At 74.7% G+C, this 21937-nt stretch carries 18 protein-coding genes; 11 read left to right on the top strand and 7 right to left on the bottom strand.

The annotated features are described in order from the left end of the window. Positions 1-2: 2 nt before the first annotated feature. Genes O7546_RS11640 through O7546_RS11655 form a run of 4 tightly spaced genes read left to right on the top strand, consistent with a single transcriptional unit; the run spans position 3 to position 4938 of the window. Entirely contained in the window at positions 3-938 is a 936-nt protein-coding gene (locus tag O7546_RS11640) for a TIGR03560 family F420-dependent LLM class oxidoreductase (RefSeq protein WP_269696765.1), read from the top strand. A 48-nt stretch (positions 939-986) separates the two neighbouring features. Continuing rightward, positions 987-2156, top strand: coding sequence for an acyl-CoA dehydrogenase family protein (locus tag O7546_RS11645; RefSeq protein ID WP_135239713.1), 1170 nt, complete (start codon positions 987-989; stop codon positions 2154-2156). Then, positions 2144-4558, top strand: a complete 2415-nt coding sequence (locus O7546_RS11650) for an alpha-L-rhamnosidase (RefSeq protein ID WP_194800063.1) — start codon at positions 2144-2146, stop codon at positions 4556-4558. The genes O7546_RS11645 and O7546_RS11650 overlap by 13 nt, the downstream gene beginning before the upstream one ends. Further along, complete coding sequence (locus O7546_RS11655) at positions 4555-4938, top strand: hypothetical protein (protein ID WP_194800064.1); 384 nt, start codon at positions 4555-4557, stop codon at positions 4936-4938. Before O7546_RS11650 ends, O7546_RS11655 begins: the two co-directional genes overlap by 4 nt. On the opposite strand, the gene O7546_RS11660 is transcribed toward O7546_RS11655, so the two are convergent. Next, positions 4932-6389 (bottom strand): amidase, encoded by a 1458-nt coding sequence (locus O7546_RS11660; protein WP_194800065.1) that lies wholly within the window; start codon positions 6387-6389, stop codon positions 4932-4934. The genes O7546_RS11655 and O7546_RS11660 overlap by 7 nt on opposite strands. Before the next feature lie 267 nt (positions 6390-6656). On the opposite strand from O7546_RS11660, the gene O7546_RS11665 reads away from it, so the two are divergent. Then, on the top strand, positions 6657-8036 hold the full coding sequence (locus O7546_RS11665) for a cytochrome P450 (protein ID WP_194800066.1): 1380 nt from the start codon (positions 6657-6659) through the stop codon (positions 8034-8036). A 154-nt stretch (positions 8037-8190) separates the two neighbouring features. Here O7546_RS11665 and O7546_RS11670 read toward each other — a convergent pair whose 3' ends face one another. Further along, positions 8191-9492, bottom strand: a complete 1302-nt coding sequence (locus O7546_RS11670) for a condensation domain-containing protein (RefSeq protein WP_281600904.1) — start codon at positions 9490-9492, stop codon at positions 8191-8193. 73 nt (positions 9493-9565) lie between these two features. Between O7546_RS11670 and O7546_RS11675 the strand changes: the two genes are divergently transcribed. Genes O7546_RS11675 through O7546_RS11690 form a run of 4 tightly spaced genes read left to right on the top strand, consistent with a single transcriptional unit; the run spans position 9566 to position 14425 of the window. Then, positions 9566-11290 (top strand): FAD-dependent oxidoreductase, encoded by a 1725-nt coding sequence (locus O7546_RS11675; protein WP_269696768.1) that lies wholly within the window; start codon positions 9566-9568, stop codon positions 11288-11290. A 1-nt stretch (position 11291) separates the two neighbouring features. Beyond that, complete coding sequence (locus O7546_RS11680; RefSeq protein ID WP_269696769.1) at positions 11292-12695, top strand: FAD-dependent oxidoreductase; 1404 nt, start codon at positions 11292-11294, stop codon at positions 12693-12695. Positions 12696-12727: 32 nt separating this feature from the next. After that, positions 12728-14008, top strand: a complete 1281-nt coding sequence (locus O7546_RS11685; RefSeq protein WP_269696770.1) for a cytochrome P450 — start codon at positions 12728-12730, stop codon at positions 14006-14008. A 9-nt stretch (positions 14009-14017) separates the two neighbouring features. Beyond that, positions 14018-14425 carry a VOC family protein gene (locus O7546_RS11690; protein ID WP_269696771.1) on the top strand — a complete coding sequence of 136 codons (408 nt, stop codon included), beginning with the start codon at positions 14018-14020 and terminating at the stop codon, positions 14423-14425. 4 nt (positions 14426-14429) lie between these two features. Here the strand turns inward: O7546_RS11690 and O7546_RS11695 are convergent, their stop codons facing one another. After that, positions 14430-15296 (bottom strand): thioesterase family protein, encoded by an 867-nt coding sequence (locus O7546_RS11695; RefSeq protein WP_269696772.1) that lies wholly within the window; start codon positions 15294-15296, stop codon positions 14430-14432. 3 nt (positions 15297-15299) lie between these two features. Continuing rightward, positions 15300-16751: an MFS transporter gene (locus O7546_RS11700; RefSeq protein ID WP_281600905.1), complete on the bottom strand. Its 1452-nt coding sequence runs from the start codon at positions 16749-16751 to the stop codon at positions 15300-15302. Between the two features lie 96 nt (positions 16752-16847). Between O7546_RS11700 and O7546_RS11705 the strand changes: the two genes are divergently transcribed. Next, entirely contained in the window at positions 16848-17294 is a 447-nt protein-coding gene (locus O7546_RS11705; RefSeq protein WP_135239725.1) for a VOC family protein, read from the top strand. Between the two features lie 10 nt (positions 17295-17304). On the opposite strand, the gene O7546_RS11710 is transcribed toward O7546_RS11705, so the two are convergent. Then, positions 17305-18597, bottom strand: coding sequence for a condensation domain-containing protein (locus O7546_RS11710; protein ID WP_194800073.1), 1293 nt, complete (start codon positions 18595-18597; stop codon positions 17305-17307). 67 nt (positions 18598-18664) lie between these two features. Here O7546_RS11710 and O7546_RS11715 point away from each other — a divergent pair, with 67 nt between their 5' ends. Further along, a complete protein-coding gene (locus tag O7546_RS11715; protein WP_269696774.1) occupies positions 18665-19759 on the top strand; it encodes a class I SAM-dependent methyltransferase in 1095 nt (364 codons plus the stop codon). A gap of 57 nt (positions 19760-19816) precedes the next feature. On the opposite strand, the gene O7546_RS11720 is transcribed toward O7546_RS11715, so the two are convergent. Together O7546_RS11720 and O7546_RS11725 are read right to left on the bottom strand one after the other, a co-directional pair. Continuing rightward, positions 19817-20299 carry a PaaI family thioesterase gene (locus O7546_RS11720; protein ID WP_194800075.1) on the bottom strand — a complete coding sequence of 161 codons (483 nt, stop codon included), beginning with the start codon at positions 20297-20299 and terminating at the stop codon, positions 19817-19819. Further along, a complete protein-coding gene (locus tag O7546_RS11725; RefSeq protein ID WP_281600906.1) occupies positions 20299-21903 on the bottom strand; it encodes an AMP-binding protein in 1605 nt (534 codons plus the stop codon). Before O7546_RS11725 ends, O7546_RS11720 begins: the two co-directional genes overlap by 1 nt. Between the last annotated feature and the right edge of the window lie 34 nt (positions 21904-21937).

The following is a 21937-nucleotide window of genomic DNA, read 5'->3' on the forward strand; positions in this document are numbered from 1 at the left end:
GGATGCGGATGGGAGTGTTCGTCGGCGACTTCACCGGCCCCGGCGGGACGGCGGCGCTGGGCGAACGGCTGGCCGCGTTCGCCGTACGGGCCGAACGGGCCGGCGCGGCGAGCCTCTGGCTCAACGACCACCTGTTCCAGATCCCCATGTTCGGCGGCGAGGACGACCCGGTGCCGGAGTCCTGGACGGCGCTGGCGTTCGTCGCGGCCCGGACCAGCCGGATCGAGCTGGGCACGCTCACCACCTCGGCGACGTACCGGCACCCGGGCGTGCTGCTCAAGACCGTCGCCACGCTGGACGTGCTCAGCGGCGGGCGGGCCTGGCTCGGCATCGGGCCGCCCTGGCACGAGCGGGAGCAGCGGGACATGGGCATCCCGGTCGGTTCGTGGCCGGAGCGCTTCGCCCGGCTGGAGGAGATCCTGCGGCTGACCCGGCAGGTGTGGGACGGCGACACCGCCCCGTTCGCCGGCGAGCACTACCGGCTCGACCGGCCCCGGCTGTGCCCGCCGCCGCTGCGCCGCCCGCCGATCCTGGTCGGCGGCGCGCACGAGCGGCGGGTGCTGCGGCTCGTCGCCCGCTACGCCGACGCCTGCAACCTGTTCGAGGCGGGCGGGCTGCCGATGCTGCGGCTCAAGCTGGACCTGCTGCGGCGCAACTGCGAGCAGGCCGGCCGCCCCTACGACGACATCCTGCGGACCACGTTCGGCGCGCTGCGCGCCGAGGACGTGGCCGACCCGCGGGCGGCGCACCGGCGGTTCCAGGACCTCGCGGAACTCGGCGTCGACGTGGCGGTCGTGGACCTGGGCGCGGACGCCGACGAGCGCCGGTTCGAGCTGTTCGCGGCGCTGGCCGAGGCGGTCGCGCCGCTCGGCCGCACCCAGCCGGCCGCTGTGCCGGCGCACATCGTTGTTCCGGCCGTACCGGCGTTGGCAGACTGACCCGGCGACGGCCGATCCGCACGCGTGTCGAATGTGGAGGAACGTCAAATGACCTCGACCACCCCCGTGACGATCGACGCCCTCAAGGCGGCCCGGGAACTGGCGCCGACGATCGCGGACCGGGCCGCCGAAGGCGAACGCCTCGGCTGCGTACCCCCCGATCTGCTGGACCGGATCTCCCGGGCCGGGCTGATCGACCTGATGCTGCCGCAGGCGTTCGGCGGCCTCGAACTCGACCCGATGGCCGTGGTGGACGTCATCACCGAGCTGTCCCGCGCGGACGGCTCGGTCGGCTTCACCATCCTCAGCCTCAACGCCACGTTCTTCGTCGCCTGGCTGGAGCCGGACGTCGCCCGCTCGGTGCTGGCCGACCGGCCGCGCGCCATCGCCACCGTGTTCGCGCCGCTGGGCAAGGCGACGCCGGATCCGGGCGGCGGGCTGGTCGTGGACGGCCGCTGGCCGTTCAACAGCGGCTGCCGCAACGCCTCCTGGTTCGCCAACGGCGTGATGGTGATGGACGGCGACAAGCCGGCCGTCGTCCCGCCCGGGCGCCCCGACTGGCGGCTGGTCTTCGTCCCGGCCGCGGACGTCGAGGTGCTCGACACCTGGGACGTCGCCGGGCTGCGCGGCACCGGCAGCAACGACGTGCGCATGAGCGGCGTACGGGTGCCGCCGGAGTACACCGCGAACCCGATCTTCGAGTCGGCCAAGCTGGACGGGACCATCTTCCGCTGGTCCTTCTTCGCACTCATGGGCGTGCTGTTCGCCGGCTTCCCGCTGGGCATCGCCCGGCGCGCGATCGACGAGTTCGTCACCGTGGCCCCGCACAAGTCGCGGGGCAGCCGGCCGCTGGCCGAGGAACAGTCGGTCCAGCTGACCGTCGCGCGGGCCGAGGGGCAGCTGCGCTCCGCGCACGCGTACGTGCAGGACACGCTGGGCCGGGCGTGGGACCGTACGCTCGCCGGCGACGAGATGACGATGGACGACCGGGTCGCGGTCCGGCTGGCCACCGGCAACGCCATGCGCGCCGGGACCGCCGCCGTCGACTCGATCTTCCGGCTGGCCGGGGGCAGCGCCCTCTACAACCGGTCGCCGCTGCAACGCTGCTGGCGCGACATCAACGCCGGCAGCCACCACGGCTACTTCTCCGAGTACCACGAGACCCGCGTGGGCCGGGCGCTGCTCGGCGTGCCGGTGCCGGACCCATGGATGATGTGACGACGGACGGGCGCCGGCCGTGGACCGGCAGGTGGATCTGGTGCCAGGACACCGGCATCCGCCGCACCGGCGAGTTCCAGAGCATCCCGGAGGTCGACGAGCGGGTCCACGACCGGCGGGTGCTGTTCCGGCGCGAGTTCACACTCGACCGGGTGCCCGGGCGGGCGCCCATGCGGATCACCGCCGACTCCCGGTACGTGCTGTGGGTCAACGGGGTGGAGCTGGCCCGCGGCCCGGCCCGCAGCCATCCCCGCCGTTTGCTCCACGACACCGTCGACGTGGCCCCCGCGCTGCGTCCCGGCGTCAACGTCGTCGGGGTGCTGGTGCGCTTCTACGGCGAACCGACCGCCTGGTGGATGCCGGCGGTGCCGACGTTCAGCCACGGCGCCGGGGTGCTCGTCGCCGAGGTCGACCTGCCCGGCGGCGTCCTCGGCACCGACCGGACCTGGCGCTGCCGGGTGAGTGACGCGTGGACGCGCCAGCGCCCGTCCGGTCTCGGCCAGGCCCGCCCGGAGGTGCTCGACGGCCGCCGGCTCGACCCGGACTGGCTGCGGCCCGGCCACCCGGACGAGGGCTGGTCGGCGCCCCGCGTGGTCACCGCCCTGCACCTCGGGGGCATCGGCCGGGCGGTCCCGCCCACCGACCCGTACGGGCCGATGCCGCCGCGTGTCACCGCGCCGCCGGCCGTGACGCCGAGGATCCCGGCAGAGCTGCGGCGGCACCGGCCCGGCATGCCCGGTGAGCCGGTGACGCTACCCCTGACGGTCGACCTGGACGCCGGGTCGCCGGAGGTGCTCACCGCCGACTTCGGCCGGGTCGTCGCCGGCACGCTCGCGCTGCGGCTGACCGGCCCGGCCGGCGTGGTCGCCGACGGTTCGCTCGGCGAACGCCTGGACGGCGAGGGCGCGCCGGCACCGTCGAGCGCCGCGTTCTCCTACACGCTGCGCGGGCACGCCGACATGTTCGAGACCGCCGACCCGGGCGGCGGCCGGTACGCGGTGCTGCGCCTGACCGGGTCCGGCCGGGTCACGGTGGACGCCGTCACCGTGACCGAACGGCTGCGCCCCCGACCGGCCGGCCCGTTCTTCACGTGCAGCGACCCGCTGCTGGACGAGATCCACCGGGTCGGCCTGCGGACCGTCGACCTGACCGCGCAGGACGCGTACATCGACTGCCCGACCCGGGAGCAGCGGGCCTGGACCGGCGACTCGGTGGTGCACCAGGCCGTCGACCTGGTCACCAACCCGGACTGGCGGCTGGCCCGCTGGCATCCGCGCCTGGCCGCCGTCCCCGGCCCGGACGGGCTGCTGCCGATGGCGGTGGCCTGCGACTTCGAGCACCGCGCCACCACCACCATCCCGGACTGGTCGCTGCACTGGATCCGGTCGGTACGCAACCTGTGGTGGTGGGCCGGCGACCGGGACGAGGTGGCCGCGCTGCTGCCGGTGGCCGAGGGCGTGCTGCGCTGGTTCGCCGAGTTCGCCCGCGACGGGCTGCTCACCGACGTCACCGGCTGGGTGCTGCTGGACTGGGCCAGCGTGCAGGGACGCGGCGCCGGCGCGGTGCTCAACGGGCTGTGGGGGCGTGCGCTGACCGACTTCGCCGAGATGGCCGCGTGGCTCGGCGACCACGGCCGGACCCGCTGGGCGCGCGCGCAGCACCGCCGCCTCGCCGAGGCGTACCGGATCTTCTTCGACCCCGCGCGTGGCGGCTACCGGGACTGGGCGCGCGACGGCGTGGCCGCTCCCGGCCTCAGCGACCACGCCGCCGCGGCGGCAGTCGTCGGCGGCCTCGTTCCGGCCGCTTCGCGGGCCGCGGTGCTGCGGTTCCTGCTGGCGCGGGAGGACCGGGTGACCAGCGCGTGGTCCTTCGGCGTCATGCCGCTGCGGGCCGCGATGGGCCCGCCGCAGCCGGACTGGGACGTGGACCGCCAGGTGGTCGCGGCACAACCGTTCTTCCGGTACGTGGTGCACGACGCGGTCGCCGCGCTCGGCGGCGCGGAGCACGTGGCCCGGCTGTGCCGGGACTGGCGGGCGCTGCTGACGGAGGAGACGGACACCTGGCCGGAGACCTGGTCGGGCGGCTCGCTCTGCCACGGCTGGTCCGCCACGCCGAGCCGGGACCTGCCGCTGTACACGCTCGGCGCGGGCCCGGCGGCACCCGGCTTCGCCCGGGCCCGGGTCGCACCGCGCCTGGGTGACCTGGACTGGGCGCGCGGGGCGGTGCCGACGCCGCACGGCCCGCTCACCGTCGACGTGGGCACGGAGGTGACGGTGGAGTCCCCGGTGCCGGTGGAGATCGACGTGGGCGGCGTCCGGCACCACCGGCCCCCCGGCCGGTGGACGGTCCCGGCGGGACGGGCTCACGACCGGGACCGCCCCGGCGCCGCGGTGACGGCATGACCGGCGAACCGGCGGGCGCGCGGACCAACGGCACCAAGCTGACCGTCGCCAACGGCCGGCGGCCGGCCACCGACGCCGCCCCGGCCGCGCGTACCGTCCCCGTGGAACGGGCCGACGCGCTGCTGTCCGCCGTCGCCGACCTGGTCGGACCGCGCGCCGACCCGCTCGGCGACGCGCTCGCCGCGGTGCTCGACGCGGCCCGCGACCTCGTCGAGGTGGCGGCCCGGTGGCCGGCCGGCTCCACCCCGGGGGCCGAGTCGCACGAGCGCCTCCGGCAGGCCCACGGCAGCGCCCGCGCCGCGTGCAGCGTCTGCTGGTACGCGGTCGTCGAGGTGGGCGACCAGGTCCGCCGCGCGGACGGCGGCCGTCCGGCTCAGTAGCCGGGCGGGGCCGTGTAGCCGCCGGTCAGCTCGTGCACCGCCGCGGCGAAGGCCAGCGTGCCCCGGTCACCCCAGCGCGGCCCGATCACCTGCACCCCGACCGGCAGCCCGGCCGCGGTACGGCCCACCGGCACGGCGGTGGCGGGCAGCCGGGCCAGGCTCGCCAGGCTCGCCCACACCAGCTGCCCGGCGTACGGCGCCGGCCGGCCGTCCACTGTGAGCTGCCGGGCCAGCGGGGGAGCGTCGGTCTGGTGCGGGTACGCCGGAAGCGGCGCGGACGGGGTGATCACCAGGTCCACCCGCTCGAAGACCGCCTGCCACGCGGCGGCCGACCGCGCCTGCCGCTCGGCGCTGCGGTGCCAGGCCCGGTACGGCTGGGCGAGGCCCCGGGCGAGCCGCACCACCGGGCGGTCGTCGTCGGGGCGCGCCCGGCGGGCGATCCGGGCCAGCTTGGCGAAGTCGGCGTCGGAGAAGTCGGTGCTGAGCACACCCAGCAGCAGTTCCAGGTAGATCTCGTACGACTCGTAGAACGGCCGGGGCGGCCGGAGCCGGTCCTCGACGAGCGCGCCCGCGCCGGCCAGACGCGCCACGAACTCCCGGAGCACCCGCAGCGTCTCCCGGTCGGTGCGCATCAGCGGGTTGTCCAGCCAGACCGCGATCCGGCAGCCGCTGATCCGCCGCGTCGCCGGGGGCGCCGGGGGCAGCGTCCCGCCCGGTACGCCGCCCGCGTCGCCGCCCACCAGCACGCCCAGCGCCAGGTCGAGGTCGGCCGGGTGCCGGGCCATCGGGCCGACAGCGCCCAGCGGCGACGCACCGAGCGTGCCGGGCGGCCCGGGGATGTGCCCCCGCGTCGGCACCGCCGAGAAGGTCGGCAGGTGGCCGTACACGCCGCAGAAGTGGCTCGGCAGCCGGATCGACCCGGCGATGTCGCTGCCCAGTTCCAGCGGGGTGAGGCCGGCCGCGAGCGCGGCGGCGGAGCCGCCCGAGGACCCGCCGGCGGTGCGCCCGGGATCCCACGGGTTACGGGTCAGCCCGTACACCGGGTTGTCGGTCTGGAAGTCGCCCGCGTACGGCGGCACGTTCGTCTTGCCGACCACGACGGCGCCGGCGGCCCGCAGCCGGGCGACCGCCTCCGCGTCGCGGTCCGGCCGGTGCCCGGCCAGCTCGGGCGCGCCCGCGGTGGTCACCAGACCGGCGGTCTCGAACACGTCCTTCACCGTCATCGGCAGGCCGTGCAGCGGGCCGCGGGGCTCCCCGGCGGCGCGTGCCCGGTCGGCGGCTGCCGCCGCCGCGAGCGCCCGGTCCCGGTCCACCGCCACCACCGCGTTTACCGCCGGGTTGAGCCGCTCGATCCGGTCCAGGTGGGCCCGGACCAGGTCGGCGCTGGACACGGCGCCGGCGTCGAGGGCGCGCAGCAACGCGGTCGCGCTCACCGTGGCCAGTTCCTCCATCGCACCTCCCGGCCGCACCCGCGCCGACTGCGCCGGCCGCACGGGCTGGGTACGGTCGTGGCACCGTACCGCCCGGCCGGTCGACTGCGGACCGGTCGCAGTTGCGCGGCGTCCTGAACGCTTGTGCGGCGGCGGCGCGGCGGGCGACGCTGCCGGGGACACCGCGAGCGTGCTCCGGGCGGGCAACGGGCCTCGTTACGGGGCGGCCGCCGCAGCGTCCACGCGTGCATCCGTGGCGATCGTCGCCTGCCCACAGGGGAGACTGGCATGACTTCCGCTCCGACCAGGTCGACCACCTCGAAGACTCCACCGGGGTCGAACGCGCCGCGGTTCGTACAGACCGCGTCGTTCGTCCGGGGTCCGATCGACTACCTCGACCAGAACCACCGCAAGTACGGCGACATCTTCACGGTGTCGCTGATCGGCATGCCGCCGATCGTGTACGTCGCGAACCCGGACCTCGCCCGCCAGGTGTTCGCCACCGACCGCAGCGTCGGCAACGCCGGCCGTACCCGGCAGGACTTCCTGCAGCGGATGGTGGGCGACTACTCGATCCTGGTGCTCGACGGCGACGAGTGGCTGCGGCAGCGCAAGATGATCGGGTCCGCGTTCCACACCCGCTACCTGCAGAGTTACCAGGAGGAGATCCGCCGCATCGCGGTCGAGTCGGTCGCCACCTGGCCGGTCGGCACCCCGTTCCCGGTCCGGCCCAAGATGCAGACCATCGCGCTGGACGTGCTCCTGCGCGTCGTGTTCGGCATCCGCGACCTCGAACGGGTCGCCCAGCTGCGGGAGATGCTGCCCCGGCTGACCGCGTCGGCGTCCAGCATGGAGACGCTGGCGTTCGTGCTGTCCCGCTCGGCGTGGGCCGGCATCGAGCCGATCTTCCGCAAGATCCCGGGCAGCGCGGCGGCCCGGTTCACCCAGGCGCGCGCGGACTGCGACGCGATCCTCTACGACGAGATCCGGCGGCGGCGGGCCGAGCCGGACAACGCCGAGCGCAAGGACATCATGTCCCAGCTGCTGCGTGCCGCGGACGACCAGGGCACGCCGATGACCGACCTGGAGCTGCGCGACGCGCTCATGACGCTGCTGGAGGCGGGATACGAGACGACCGCCGCGGCGATGGCCTGGGTCTTCGAGCGGCTCGTCCGTCACCCCGACGTCTACCGGCGACTGCTGGAGGAGACCAAGGACGGCGACGAGACGTACCTGGAAGCAGTCATCAAGGAGACCATGCGGACCCGGCCGATCGTGCCGGTGATGCCCCGGGCGCTGTCCGGCCCGCTGGAGATCGGCGGCTACACCGTGCCGGGCGGCTGGTGGGTGGCGCCGTCGGTGCCGCTGCTGCACGGCCGGGAGGAGTCGTTCGAGTCGCCGGAGGAGTTCCGGCCGGACCGGTTCCTCGGCGAGGACGTGCCGAAGTCGGCGTTCCTGCCGTTCGGCGGCGGCCGGCGGCACTGCCTGGGCGCGCAGTTCGCCATGATCGAGATGAAGGCGGTCATCCCCGAGGTGATCAAGCGGATGGACCTGCGCCGCCCCGACGGCGCCGGTCCGGAGGCGCAGAAGACCTCGCACGTGCTGCTCACCCCGTCCGAGGGGGCGACTGTCGTGGCCGAGCCGCGTAAGCAGGCGGCGAGCGCCTGAGACGTACCGATCGACCGGGCCGGCCCTCGACGAGGGCCGGCCCGTCCCGTGTCGGCGGTCGGCCCGGGACCGCGCCCGACGGCCCCCGGAGCGCGCCTGACGCCGCGACCGTGCGCCCGGCGGCGCGGCCGAGGGCTCAGCGGCGGGCGGCGGCTCAGCGGCCGGCGGCGGCGACCAGGCGGCGCAGCGGCGCATCCGGGTCGGCCAGGACGCGCCCGGCCAGCTCCGCGTAGCGGCGGACGAAGTCCTGCGCCCAGGCCGGCTCGAACTGGTCCTCGGCGTAGGACAGCCGGGCGTCGAACCGGTCGGCGCGGGGGATGACGGTCAGGCTCAGGCCGAAGCGGCTCAGTCCCTGGCTGGGCCGGAACGTGTCGATCTCCAGCCCGTTGCGCACGGCCGTCGGCGACCAGGAGTCCGGCGCCCGGTCCGGCAGCATCTGGAAGACCACGTCGTTGACCCGGCCGCCGGCCTCGCGCAGCGCCGGCACCGGCACCGTCTGGTACGGCACGCCCTGGTGCACGACGGCGTCCAGGACGGTACGGCGGGTCGCGGCGAGCAGGTCGCGGAACGAGCCGCCGTCGGCCAGCCGGGTGCGCAGCACCAGCATGTTGGCGAAGAAGCCGACGGTCAGCTGCACCTCCGGCCGGGTGCGGTTGGCGAACAGCGAGGCCACCGCCAGATCGTCGGCGCCGGTCTCGGTGTGCAGCAGCAGGTAGTAGAGGCCCAGCATCACCGGGAACAGCGTGGTCCGCTCGGCCTTGGCGAACGCGCGCAGCGCCGCCGCGTCCGCGTCGCCGAACTCGTGCAGCGCCAGCCCGGGGCGCGGCGCGCCCTGCCCGGGGCGCCGCGCGGGCAGGTCGGGCACCCGCATCCCGTCGAGCTTGGCGGCCCAGTAGTCGTGGTCGGCGCGCAGCTGCCCGGAGGCGCTCTGCTCGTGCTGCCAGGCGGAGAACTGCCGGTACTGCCAGCCGACCGGCGCGGGTGGCGCGCCGTCACCGAGCAGCGCGATCACGTCGTTGATCAGCACCCCGCAGGACCAGGCGTCGGAGACCAGGTGGTGCATGTTGGCGCAGAGCACGTGGTCGTCGGCGCCGATCCGCCAGGCGTGCCAGCGCACCGGGGCCTGCTCGACGGCGATCGGGGCGCGCAGTTCCTCGGCGTACTGCCGCTGGACCTCCGCCTCCGCGCCGGCCGGCAGCTCGGTCCACTCGACGCGGGTCGGGCCGGGCTCGTGGACGCGCTGCACCAGGTCGCGCCCGCGCCGGTGCAGTGTGGTGCGCAGCGCTTCGTGCCGCCGCATCAGGACGTCGACGGTGCCGGCCAGCTTGCCGGGGTCGAGCGGCCCGCGGATGCGGAAGCCGGCCGGGCAGTTGACCGACGCCGTCTCGGCTCGGTAGTGCGCCAGGAACCACATCAGCCGCTGACCGATGGAGGCCGGGATCTCCGTGTACGACATGGCGAGGAGTCTATGGGCGTATCTGCTATCTGCGCTCTACTGCCGGTCCGGACACTCGTGGTAGTCCTAACCCATGTCTGAGGATGCGATCGAACACCGGACCCGGGTCATCGTCGTCGGCGCCGGCTACGCCGGGCTCACCGCGGCGCTCTTCCTGGCCTGGCGCGGTGTCCCGGTGACCCTCGTCGAACGCCATCCGAGCACCTCGGTGCAGCCGAAGGCCTTCGGCATCGTGCACCGCAGCATGGAGTTGCTGCGCCAGATTCCCGGCCTGGAGGAGAAGATCCTCGCCGCCGACGTCATCGACTTCGTCAACGAAGCCCACATCACCATCGCCACCGACATGAAGGATCCGAACCCGGAGGTCCTCCTGGCCGGCAACGACGACACCATGTCGCGGCTGATCCGGTTGACCCCGGCCGGCTTCGGCGCCCTGCCGCAGTCCAAGATCGAGGCGATCCTGCGCCGCACCGCCGAGGAACTCGGCGGCGACCTGCGCTTCTCCACCAGGCTGGAGTCCTTCGACGAGGACGACGACGGCGTGGTGGCCACCCTCGTCGACCTGCCCACCGGGCGCCGCTACCGGGTGGCCGCCGACTACCTGGTGGCCGCCGACGGCTGGCAGGCGCCGGTCCGCGAGTGGCTGGAACTGCCCACGCACGGCGTCGGCGAGCTGTGGCGGTGCCGGACCATCCTCTTCGACGCCGACCTGACCGAGCTGCTGGCCGGGCGGAAGGCGCTGCTGACGTACTTCAAGAACGACGAGTTCACCGGCCTGTACGCGTACCTGGAGAACGCCCGCGAGGTGTTCGGCGTCTCCGGTGCCCACCTGCTCGGCATCAACTACTTCATCGAGCGCGGCGAGAGCGACGACGACTTCACCGACGAGCGCTGCGTGGAGCTGGTCCGCAAGGCCATGGTGGAGCCGGACCTGGAGGTCACCATCACCGACCAGTCCACGTTCGTCATCGCCCACCGGGTGGCCGACCGGATGCGCGAGGGCCGGGTGTTCCTGGCCGGCGACAGCGCGCACGTCATGCCGCAGACCGGCGGCCTGGGCGGCGCCACCGCGATCCAGGACGGCTACGACATCGCCTGGCGCATCGCCGCCGTCGTCGTCGGATACGCCGGGCCGAACCTGCTCACCGGCTACGACGCCGAGCGGCGGCCGGTGGGGGAGTCGACCGCCAACCGGCAGCTGCACCGCCTCTCCGAGCGGATGGCGCCGCAGCTCAAGACGTTGCAGTTCGCCGAGGAGGTGAGCCCGGTCTGGGAGCACCTGGGCTACCGGGTCCACTCGCCGTTCGTCGGCACCGAGCCCGACGACGACGGCGACCTGCTGGAGGACCCGGAGCTGGCGCAGGCCCGGCCGGGCAGCCGCGCGCCGCACGTGCCGGTCCGGCACGGCGACCGGGAGATCTCGCTGCTTGACCTGTTCGGCCGCGACCACGTGCTGCTGCTCGGCTCGCCCGGCACGCCGTGGCGGGCCGCCGCCGAGAAGCAGGCCGCCGCGCTGGGCGTGCCACTGCCGGTGTACGCCTTCGGCGCCGACCTGACCGACCACACCGGCGAGGCGGCACGCCGATACGACCTCGGCCCGGACACCGCCGTCCTGGTCCGGCCGGACGGCTACGTGGTGTGGCGGGCCCTGTCCCGGCCCGACGACCCGGAACGGGCGCTGCGCGACGCCCTCACCACCGTCCTCGGCCGCGCTCCCGAGCCGGTCGAGCCGCCGCAGTGGTCCGAGCCGGCGCTGCGGCGTACCGCGATCCGGTTCTTCACCAACATCCGCCGCTGACGTGAGCCGGATCGCCGTCGTCGGGGCCGGCATGGCGGGCCTGGCCGCCGCGTTGTTCTGCGCCCGCCGGGGCCACGAGGTGACGCTGCTGGAACGCGACGCCGCCGCGCCGCCGGACGGCGCGGGCGCGGACCGGTGGTTCACCGACTGGCACCGGCCGGGCCTGCCGCAGGGACGGCACTCGCACAAGTTCCTGGCCCGGTCGTGCCGGGTGCTGGCCGAGGAGGCGCCGGACGTCCTGGACGACCTCGTCGCGGCCGGCGCGGTGCGGGTGCCGGTCAGCCGCCTGCACACCGGGCCGCCGCCGGCCGACGAGTTCGCGCTCGCCGCGCGGCGGCTGATGCACGAGGCGGTGCTGCGCCGCGCCGTCGGACGCGAACCGACCGTACGTCTGCGACCCGGTGCGACCGCCCGCGCGCTGGTCACCGGGAGCCCGGACGGCGGCGTGCCGACGGTGGACGGCGTCCGGCTCGACTCCGGCGAGGTGGTGTCCGCCGACCTCGTCGTGGACGCCGCCGGACGGCACGCCCGGCTGCTCGACTCGATCGACGTGCGCCGCCCGCCCGCGCTGGTGCATCCGTGCGGGTTCGTCTACCTGACCCGGCACTACCGGCTGCGGCCCGGCGCCGAGCTGCCGCCGCTTGATCGGCCGCTCGCGATGAGCCTCGGGTACGCCGCCACGCTCGCGTTCCCGGCCGACAACGGCACGTTCTCGCTGTCGGTGACGCTGTCCGACCAGGACGAGCTGCGTCACGCCCTGCGCCGCCCGGCCACGTGGGACCGGTTCATCGCCGCGGTGCCGCACACCCACCGCTGGGCCCGCCGGGGCGTACCCCAGGGGCCGGTGCGCACCATGTCCGGCATCGCCAACCGCTGGCAGCGGATGCACGACGACGACGGGCCGGCGCTGGCCGGGCTGGTCCTGCTCGGCGACGCCGCCCTCCAGACGAACCCGACGTACGGCCGGGGCGTCTCGATCGCGTTCCTGCACGCCCAGCAGCTCGCCCGCACCCTGGACACGGCCGGTGACCCGGGCTCGGCGGCGTTCACCGACGCGTTCGAGGCGTGGACCGCCCGCAACCTCGGCGTGTGGTACCGCACCCAGGTCACCGCCGACACCGCCGGTCTGCGGCGGATGGCGGCCGGGCTGCGCGGCCAGCCGCCGCCGGTGTCCGACGACCCGTTCGCCCGCTTCATGGCCGGCATGGAGGTGCTGGCCGGGCGGGACGAGGTCGTCGCCCGCGCGCTCGGCCGGATGGCGCACCTGCTCATCACACCCGCCCAGCTGCTCGGCGACCGCGACGTGGTGCGCCGTGTGACCGGGTTCCTCGACGGCCGGACCGTCACCGACGACGCCGTCGAGGGCCCGGCCCGGCGGGAGTTCGAGGCGATCGTCGCCGCCTGAACCGCGACCGGACGGCACCTTCGGAGGCCACAATGGACGCACGACCCGCCCGGACCGACGCTCCCGCCCGCTGCCCGGTGACCGGCGCCGCGGACTTCGAGCCGTTCGGCCCCGCCTACAACGCCGAAGCCGGGGCGAGTCTGGCCGGCGCGCGCGCCGAACGGCCGGTCTTCCACCACCCCGGCCTCGACTACTGGATCGTCACCCGGTACCGGGACGTGCGTGCCGTGTTCGGCGACCCGGACACGTTCTCGGCCGCAAACGCGATGGACCCGTACCGCCCGCTGTCCCGCCCCGCCCTGCGCGAGCTGGTCCGCCGGCGGTTCACCGGCGGCCCGGTGCTGGCGAACGAGGACGAGCCGGTGCACCTGCGGCGGCGGCGCCGGCTCGCCAGGCCGTTCACCCGGCGCCGGGTGCAGCGGCTGGAACCACGCGTGCGCGCGCTCGTCGGCGAGCGGATCGACGCGTTCGCCGGCCGGGGCCACGCCGACCTGGTGGCCGAGCTGTTGTGGGAGGTGCCCGCCCTGGTCGTCGCCGTCTTCATGGGCGTACCGGACGAGGACCTGGCCGAGGTGCGCGGCTACTCGGTGTCCCAGGCCGTGTTCAACTGGGGGCTGCCCACCGACGACGAGCAGGTGGCCGCGTGCGACGTGATGGGCCGGTACTGGCAGTACGCCGCCCGCCTGGTGAGCGGGCTCAAGGAGACCGGCGGCGGGGGCGCCGGCTGGATCGCCCACGCGGTCCGCGCCCAGGCCCGCAACCCGGAGCTGTTCAGCGACTCGTACCTGCAGTCGCTGGTACTCAACGGCACCACTGCGGCACACGAGACCACGGCGTCCGGCGCGGCCAACGCGGTGCGGACGCTGCTGGAGACGCCGGGGGCGTGGGCGGCGCTGTGCGCCGACCCGGCCGGCATCCCGGCTGCGGTGGAGGAGTGCCTGCGGCTGCGGCCCCCCGTCGTCGCCTGGCGGCGCCGCGTGGTCCGGGACACCGTCCTGGGTGGCGTGCCGCTGCCCGCCGGGGCCCGGCTGCTGCTGGTGACGGCGTCGGCCAACCGGGACGCCGAGATGTTCGCCGACCCGGACACGTTCGATCCGGCCCGGCGCGGCGTGCGCCGGCACCTGGCCTTCGGCGACGGCAACCACGCCTGCCTCGGCGCGCACCTGGCCCGGCTGCAACTGCGTGTCGTCCTGGAGGAACTGACCCGCCGCCTGCCCGCGCTGGAACTGGTGCCCGGCCAGGACTTCGGTCACGCCCCGAACACCTCGTTCCACGGACCTGAACGGCTGTTGGTGCGCTGGCCCGCGTCGTAGCGTTCGGGCATGACGGAGAATGCGGTCGGCATCTACCCGTGTCTGCTGTACCGGGATGCCGAAAAGGCGATCGAATGGCTGGTCGAGGCGTTCGGGTTCACCAAGAACGTGGTGTTCCCCGGCCCCGAGGGGACCATCGCGCACGCCGAGCTCGGCTGGCGTGGCTCAGCGGTGATGGTCAATTCCGTCGGCACCGGCACCCGCCTGGCCACCGAGGTCGGGCAGGGCGGCCTCTACCTCGTGGTGGACGACCCGGACGCGCACCACGCCCGCGCCGTCGCGGCCGGCGCGGAGATCATCCGGGAACTCAAGGACGAGGACTTCGGGACGTCCCGCGGGTACGCCGCCCGGGACCTCGAGGGCAACGTCTGGATCATCGGCACCTATCAGCCCGGCAGCACCCCGGCCCCGGCCTAGCGGCTCACGAGCGGGTCGGCTGCACCTGGCGGGGTGCCATCGCGGCGCCCCGCCGGGTGGAGGTGCTCAGCATCTGCTGCATCCCCGCCGCCACCAGCCGGCCGTCCGGCGCCCAGACCTGGGCCGCCCCACCCAGCACGCCCCGGTGCGACGCCACCCCGGCCGCGTTCACCAGCAGCCACTCGTCGCCCGGGGCGCTGTCGTGGAACGCCACGTACAGGTCGATGCTCGGGGCGAACAACTGCGTCTCCAGCTCCGGGAACGCGTTCATCACCGCCGGCCACTGGAGACTGTCCACCAGGATCACCGAGCGGCAGGCGTCCAGCCACGGGTCGTCGAAGGTGGCCTGCGGCTGGAACCGGGCCCAGCTGAACGCCACCGGCGCCGGCGTCTCCAGCGTGGTCCGCCCGGCCAGCTCCCGCAGCGTGACGCAGTCGTGCCAGGGCGGCACGCCCCGCCCCTCCGCCTCCAGCAGCTCCCGCAGGTCGGGCAGCTCGTCCGGACCGGGCACCTCGGGCATCGGCGTCCACGGTCCGTCCGGGCCGGTGAGCCCGTCGTGCGCCGCCCACACCATCGCCTCCAGCACCGGCCGGCCGAACTGCGTCATGGACACCCGGGCCGCCGCCGCCCGGCGGGTCGCCCGCAACGTCACCACCGCCAGGTCGACGTAGCCGAACCGGGGCGGGCTCAGGAACTGGCAGGACAGGCTCGCCGGGCGGGGCAGGGACAGGGTCTGCTGGGCGGCGCGCAGCGCCACCGCGGCCAGGTAGCCGCCGTTCGGGCCCATCAGCGCCCAGTCGGAGCACAGCTTCGCCCGGAACAGGCCGTCGCCGGCCGGTTCGATGGTGGTGTCCTCGGCGAGGTGGCCCACGGCTCAGCCCGCCGTCGCCGGCGTCGCCGGGCGGCCCGGCGTCAGCAGGCTGACCACGGTGCCGACGCCGATGAGCACGGCGGCCAGCAGGAAGCCGCGGTCGTACCCGGCGGCCAGCGCGACAGCCGGGGACCGTCCCGCGTCGGCCAGGTGCGACGCGTGCGCCACGGCGGCGGTGACCAGCGTGGCCAGGCCGATCGCGCCGCCGAGCTGCCGGGTGCTGCTGATGACCCCGGACGCCAGGCCCGCCTGGGCCGGCGGGATGCCGCTGGTGGCGGCCGCGGTGATCGGCACCATCACGATGCCGATGCCCAGTCCGATCAGCACGGTCGGGGCGAGCAGGTCGACCAGGAACGTCGCGTCGGCCGGCGTCCGGGACAGCCACAGCAGCCCGGCCGCGGCGACCACGCCACCGGCCACCAGCGGCAGCCGCGGACCGGTGCCCGGCAGCAGCTTCGTGGAGACGCCGGAGCCGGCGACGATGCCGATCGACAGCGGCAGGAACGCCAGCCCGGCCTCGATCGGCCGGTAGCCGAGGACCTGCTGGAGGAAGAGCGACAGGAAGAAGAACATCGACACCATCGCGGTGCCGCCCACCAGCGCGATGACGTTGGCGAGCGCGACGTTGCGGTGCCGGAAGAAGCCCGGCGGCATGATCGGTTCGGCCGCCCGCGTCTCGACCACCAGGAACACCGCCAGCAGCAGGACGCCGACCCCGATCGGCACCAGGACGGGAGCGGAGAGGAACGGGTGCTCCCGTACGCCGACGATGCCGTACACGAGCGTGGCCAGACCCGCGGTGACGGTGACCGCGCCGGTGACGTCGAGGCGGCGGCGTGCCCCGGCGGCCGGCGCCGACTCGGTGAGCGCCCAGGCCGCGCCGGCGAACAGCAGTACGCCCAGCGGCACGTTGCAGAACAGCACCCAGCGCCAGCTGAGCAGGTCGGTGAGCACGCCGCCGGCCAGCGAGCCGATCGCGCCGGCGGACGCGGCCACCGCGCTCCACAGGCCGATCGCCCGCCCTCGCTGCTTCGGGTCGGTGAACGTGGTGACCAGCACCGTCAGCGTGGTCGGGGCGAGGATCGCGCCGCCGAGGCCCTGCACCGCCCGGGCGGCGATCAGCGTGCCCGCGTTCGGGGCGAAGCCGCCGACGAGGCTGGCCATTGTGAAGACGGTCAGGCCGGTGAGGAACATCCGCTTGCGTCCGAACAGGTCGGCGGTACGGCCGCCGAGCAGCAGGAACCCGGCGAAGACGATGGTGTACGCGTTCACCACCCACTGCAGCTCGGCCGGGCCCATCGCCAGCGACTCGCCCATCCGGTCCAGCGCCAGGTTCACGATCGCGACGTCGAGGATCACCATGAACTGGGCGAGGCAGACCACCGCGAGGATCGCCCCGCTCGGCGCGCCGGCGGCGCGGGCCGGCGCCGGCGCCGCCTTTCCTGTCGTCGTCACTTGCGGGCTCCAAGGGCTCGGGCCGGCCCGGGACGCGCCGGCGGCGGGGAGGCTCGTGCGCTCGGGAGCGGCGGCCGGGGCTGGCATACTGCCCGCATGGCCGATCTCACCGGAACACACTATCGGGGTTACAGTCCGTATCTCTACTACGAGGACGCGGGCGCCGCGCTGGACTGGCTGGTCCGCACGTTCGGCTTCACCGAGAAGGTCCGCTACCTCGACGAGGCCGGTGTGGTCCGGGAGGCGGAGCTGCACGCCGGGGACACGCTCATCATGCTGCACGGCGCCGACCCCGGCTACTGGGCGAAGCAGTCGGCGCCCGGCCCGGTCGGGCACATGTGCATCGTGTACGTCGAGGACGTCGACGCCCACCACAAGGCCACTGTCGCGGCCGGTGTGGACGCGCCCGAGCCGGAGGACCAGCCGTACGGGGCTCGGATCTACATCGTCACCGACCCGGGCGGGCACCAGTGGACGTTCTGGCAGCACCTGACCGACGAGGTCCGGCTGGCGCCGGGCTGGCGCGAGGTACGCCCGGCGTAGCGCCGTCGCGTCAGACCGGGTCCGGCTGCGGCCGCCGGTCCGGCGCGCCCGCCGCCCGCACGGCCAGCGCGACGTAGTCGGTGAGGAACGCCCGCGCCCACTCCGGGTCGAACTGGTCGTCGTAGAACAGCAGCGCCCGGCAGTCGCCGCCGGGTTGCGGGATCAGCCCCAGCTCCAGCCCGAACCGGCTGCGCAGCGCCTCCGGCACGTAGAGGTCGAAGTCGACGCCCCGCGCGGTGACCTTCGTGCCCGGTGGTGGCGTGAGCAGCATCTGGAACACCACGTCGTCGGCGCGCCGCCCGTTCGTCTGGAACCGCACCGGCAGCATCTGGTACGGGATGCCCTCGTGCAGGAACGCGTCCACCACGGTCCGGCGGGTCGCCTGCACCACCTCGCGGAAGCTCGCCCCCTGCGGGATCCGCGTGCGCAGCATCAGCATGTTGGCGAAGAACCCGACGGTCGACTGCACCTCGCGGCGGGAGCGGTTGGCGAACAACGACGCGACCGCCAGGTCGGTGCTGCCGGTCTCCCGCTGCAGGATCAGGTAGTACAGCGAGAGCATCACCGTGAACAGCGTGGTCCGCTCGGTGCGGGCCAGCAGCCGCAGCCGGTTGAACGTCTCGCGGTCGATCGTCTCGGCCTCCAGGTAGCTGCGCCGCGGCGCCTGCGGGTCCAGCTCACGCATCGGCACGTCGGGCAGCGTCAGCCCGGTCAGCTGCCCGGTCCAGTAGTCCTGGTGCGGCTTCAGCTCGCCCCTGGTCATCAGCTCGTGCTGCCACTGCGCGAACTCCGGGTACTGCCAGCCGATCGGCGTCAGGTCCGGCTCGCCGTCCGGGCCGGCCTCCAGCAGCCGGATCAGGTCCTGCACGATGATGCCGCACGACCAGGCGTCGGAGACCAGGTGGTGCATGTTCACCGACAGCACGTGCTCGTCCGGTCCCAGCCGCCACAGCGTCACCCGGACCGGCCACTCGCTGACGTCCACGTTGTCGCGGACCTCGGCCGCGACCGCCGCGCCGAGCGTCTCCTCGTCCGGGTCCGGCAGATCGACGTGGCGGACCCGGACCGGCGCCGGGTCGTGCACGTGCTGCACCAGGTTGCGCCCCTGCCGCACCAGCGTGGTGCGCAGCGCCTCGTGCCGCGCGGCCAGCCGGTCCAGCGCGATCTGCAGCTCGCCGACGTCCAGCGGGCCGTGCAGGCGGCACACGACGGGGCAGTTGAGCGATGCCGAGTCGGGCCGATAATGCTCCAGGAACCACAGCAACCGTTGTCCGATCGAGGCCGGCACTTCGCGTACGCCCATGCCCCGGAGTATCGAGATCCGGCGACGCCCGGCGCAATGCGATCCGGCCGGTGAAACGAGGTCGAGGGTGGAACCGTCCAGCTCACCGGCACGGCAGGCGCAGGCCCTGTCGATGCGGTTGTTCCTGCACAGCCTCGGCGCGGCCGAGCTGATGACGATGTACCTCGGCCATCGGCTGGGGCTCTACCGGGTGCTCGGCGACGGGCCGGTGACCGGTGCCGAGCTGGCCGCGCGCGCGGGCGTCGGCGCCCGGCACGCCACCGAGTGGCTGGAGCAGCAGGCCGCCGCCGGAGTGGTCGAGCCCGCCGGGGACGGCCGCTTCCGCCTGCCGGAGGGACACCGGCAGGCGCTCACCGACGCCACCAGCCCGTTCGCGGTGCTGTCGCTCGCGGTGCTGCCGGTGGCCGGGCTGGCGCCGATGCTCGACCGGCTGGTCGAGGCGTACGCCAAGGGCGAGGGCGTGGGATACGACGAGTACGGCGAGGAGTTCCGCGCCGCGCAGGCCGGCATGAACCGGCCGGTGTTCACGCACGAACTGCCGCGCTGGATCCGGACCGCCCTGCCGGACGTGCACGCCCGGCTGTCCCGGCCCGGCGCGGTGGTGATCGACGTCGGGTGCGGCACCGGTGACTCCTCGCTGGCGCTGGCGCAGACGTACCCGTTCGCCACGGTCCACGGTGTCGACCTGGGCGCTGCCGCGATCGGCGCGGCCCGTGACCGCGCCGCGTCGGCCGGGCTGGCCGAGCGGGTCGTGTTCACCGTCGCCGACGTGGCCGAGCGGCCCGGCGCCGAGCGCGGCGACCTGGTGTGCGTGTTCGACGCGCTGCACGACATGAGCCGGCCGGTACGGGTGCTCACCGCCGCCCGGGAACTGCTGCGTCCGGGCGGTTGCGTGCTGCTGATGGAGCCGCGGGTGGGGGAGCGGTTCACCGCGCCGGCCGGTGAGGTCGAGCGGTTCATGTACGCGGTGAGCGTGCTGCACTGCCTGCCGGTCGGCCTGACCGGTGACGGCGACGACGGCGGTGCCCCGGCCGGCACCGGCACCGTCATGCGGCCGGACACGGTGCGCCGCTACGCCGAGCGCGCCGGTTTCGCCGCGACCACGGTGCTGCCGGTGGAGCACCGGTTCCACCGCCTCTACCGCCTGGACCCGCCGGCCTGACCGGACCGGCCGTCCTCACGGGGCCGGCCCGGCCGGGCCGCCTGCGGATCAGGCGGATCAGGCGGACGGGTCGCGGCGGGCCGCCACCCGGGCGCTCAGTCGGCTCGCCGTCGACTCGGACAGCACCCGGAACTCCGCGGTGGCCTCCACGCACACCCGGTCGGCGCCGTCGACGATCGTGCCCGTCGTGCCGAGCCGGTCGGGGGCGGGCGTCGCGATGCGGGCACGCACCCGGTAGTCGGCGCCGATGCGCAGCGGCCGGACGAACCGGGCCGTGGTGTCGACGGTGACCGCGAAGCGCCGGGCACCGGCCACCACCGCCCACGCCATCGCCTCGTTCAGCACGGCCAGGCTCAGCCCGCCGTGCACGTACGTCGGCGCGCCGGAGTGCCGCTGCGCGAACGTGAACGAGGCGAGCACCTCGGCGCGCTCGTCGTCGTAGGAGAACGGGATCCGCAGCCCGTGCTCGTTGATCGGGCTGCACACGAAACAGTGCGTCTCCAGCGGGCCGCTGTGCTCGTCCAGCCGTCGTACGGCCATCAGGCGCCGTCCCCGGTGAGGGACCGGCGCAGCGCCCGCTTGTCGACCTTGCCGGCGCCGGTGTGGCTGAACGCGGGCACCACCTCCAGCCGGTCCGGCAGCTTGTACGCGGCCAGCCCCCGGCCGGTCAGGAAGGCGCGCAGCTCCGCCAGGTCGAGTCCGCCGCCGTCGTCGCGCCGGACCACCACGGCACAGATCTTCTCGCCCAGAGCGGGGTCGGGCACCGCGATGACGGCGGCGGCGCGTACGGCCGGATGCGCCTCGATCTGGCTCTCCAGCTCGGCCGCGCCGATCTTCTCGCCGCCACGGTTGATCACGTCCTTGATCCGGCCGGCGACCATCAGGTTGCCCTCCGGGGTGAGCCGGACCAGGTCGCCGGTGCGCAGGTAGCCGTCGGCGGTGAACGCGGTGGCGTTGTACTCCAGCGCGTCGTAGTAGCCGCGCAGCGTGGTCGGCCCGCGGACCAGGAACTCGCCGACGCCGCCCGGCGGGACGTCCCGGTCGTGCTCGTCGACGACGCGGTACTCGTCGGCCGGGATCAGCGGCCGGCCCTGGGTGGTGGCGATCGTCTCCGGCGGGTCGTCCAGCCGGGTGTACCACAGCGGTCCCTCGGCCATCCCGAACCAGTGGCTCAGCCGCAGCCCCCGGCCCAGGATCTCCCGGGCCACCTCCGGGCGCAGCGGCGCGCCGCCGACCTCCAGCAGCACGCCGGACAGGTCCACGCCGTAGTCGGCGGCGAGGTCGAGCCAGACCGCCAGCAGCGGCGGCATCAGCGTGGTCAGCGTGACGCCCTCGGCGGTGATCAGGGGGAACACGTCGTCCGGGCTCGGTGTCGGGCTGAGCACGACCCGGCCGCCGGCGCGCAGCGTGCCGAGCACGCCGGGGCAGCCCAGCGCCGCGTTGTGCGCCGCCGGCAGCGAGGCGAGGTAGACGCCGTGCTCGTCCACGCCGAGTGCCTCGGCGCTGCGGCGCAGCTGGTAGGCGTAGTCGTCGTGGGTGCGGGGGATCAGCTTCGGCAGCCCGGTGGTGCCGCCGGAGAGCAGGAAGAACGCTACGTCGCCGGGGTCCGGCGCGGGCAGGTCCCGGGGTTCGTCGCGTACCTCGCTCAGGGCCAGGTGCGGCCCGGGCTCCCCGGCCACGATGACGTGTTCGAGGCCGGCGGCCGACGCGGCCACCGTCGCGGCCAGCGGCCGGTGGTCGTACCCGCCGAAGCGGTCCGGCACGACCAGCGCCCGCGCCTCGGTGTGCCGGGCCAGGTAGGTCAGCTCGGCCTCGCGGTGCGACGGCAGCGCGAACACCGGTACGGCGCCGAGGCGGAACAGGCCGAGCGCGACCACCACGAACGCGGCCGTGTTCGGCAGTTGCACCACGACCCGGTCCTCGGCGCGCAGGCCGAGCCGGTGCAGACCGGCGGCGAACCGGTCTGCGGCGGCGTCGAGTTCGGCGTAGCTCATCCGGCCGCCGGTGTCGACGACGGCGGTGCGGCCGGGATGCCGGCGCGCCCCCTCACGGCCGATCTCGCCGAGCAGCTCACCGGTCCAGATGCCCGCGGCGCGGTAGCGTTCCGCGTCCGTCTCGGGCCAGGCGACACAACCTTTCAGCACCGCACGACTCCCCTGTCAACTGTGGACGCGTCCG

Source organism: Micromonospora sp. WMMA1976 (assembly GCF_027497335.1).
In the GTDB taxonomy this organism is placed as follows: domain Bacteria; phylum Actinomycetota; class Actinomycetes; order Mycobacteriales; family Micromonosporaceae; genus Micromonospora; species Micromonospora aurantiaca.

Coding starts and splice junctions, on each gene's coding strand:
- O7546_RS11640 (WP_269696765.1), top strand. CDS start 3: ATGCGGATGGGAGTGTTCGTCGGCGACTTCACCGGCCCCGGCGGGACG.
- O7546_RS11645 (WP_135239713.1), top strand. CDS start 987: ATGACCTCGACCACCCCCGTGACGATCGACGCCCTCAAGGCGGCCCGG.
- O7546_RS11650 (WP_194800063.1), top strand. CDS start 2,144: ATGGATGATGTGACGACGGACGGGCGCCGGCCGTGGACCGGCAGGTGG.
- O7546_RS11655 (WP_194800064.1), top strand. CDS start 4,555: ATGACCGGCGAACCGGCGGGCGCGCGGACCAACGGCACCAAGCTGACC.
- O7546_RS11660 (WP_194800065.1), bottom strand. CDS start 6,389: ATGGAGGAACTGGCCACGGTGAGCGCGACCGCGTTGCTGCGCGCCCTC.
- O7546_RS11665 (WP_194800066.1), top strand. CDS start 6,657: ATGACTTCCGCTCCGACCAGGTCGACCACCTCGAAGACTCCACCGGGG.
- O7546_RS11670 (WP_281600904.1), bottom strand. CDS start 9,492: ATGTCGTACACGGAGATCCCGGCCTCCATCGGTCAGCGGCTGATGTGG.
- O7546_RS11675 (WP_269696768.1), top strand. CDS start 9,566: ATGTCTGAGGATGCGATCGAACACCGGACCCGGGTCATCGTCGTCGGC.
- O7546_RS11685 (WP_269696770.1), top strand. CDS start 12,728: ATGGACGCACGACCCGCCCGGACCGACGCTCCCGCCCGCTGCCCGGTG.
- O7546_RS11690 (WP_269696771.1), top strand. CDS start 14,018: ATGACGGAGAATGCGGTCGGCATCTACCCGTGTCTGCTGTACCGGGAT.
- O7546_RS11705 (WP_135239725.1), top strand. CDS start 16,848: ATGGCCGATCTCACCGGAACACACTATCGGGGTTACAGTCCGTATCTC.
- O7546_RS11710 (WP_194800073.1), bottom strand. CDS start 18,597: ATGGGCGTACGCGAAGTGCCGGCCTCGATCGGACAACGGTTGCTGTGG.
- O7546_RS11720 (WP_194800075.1), bottom strand. CDS start 20,299: ATGGCCGTACGACGGCTGGACGAGCACAGCGGCCCGCTGGAGACGCAC.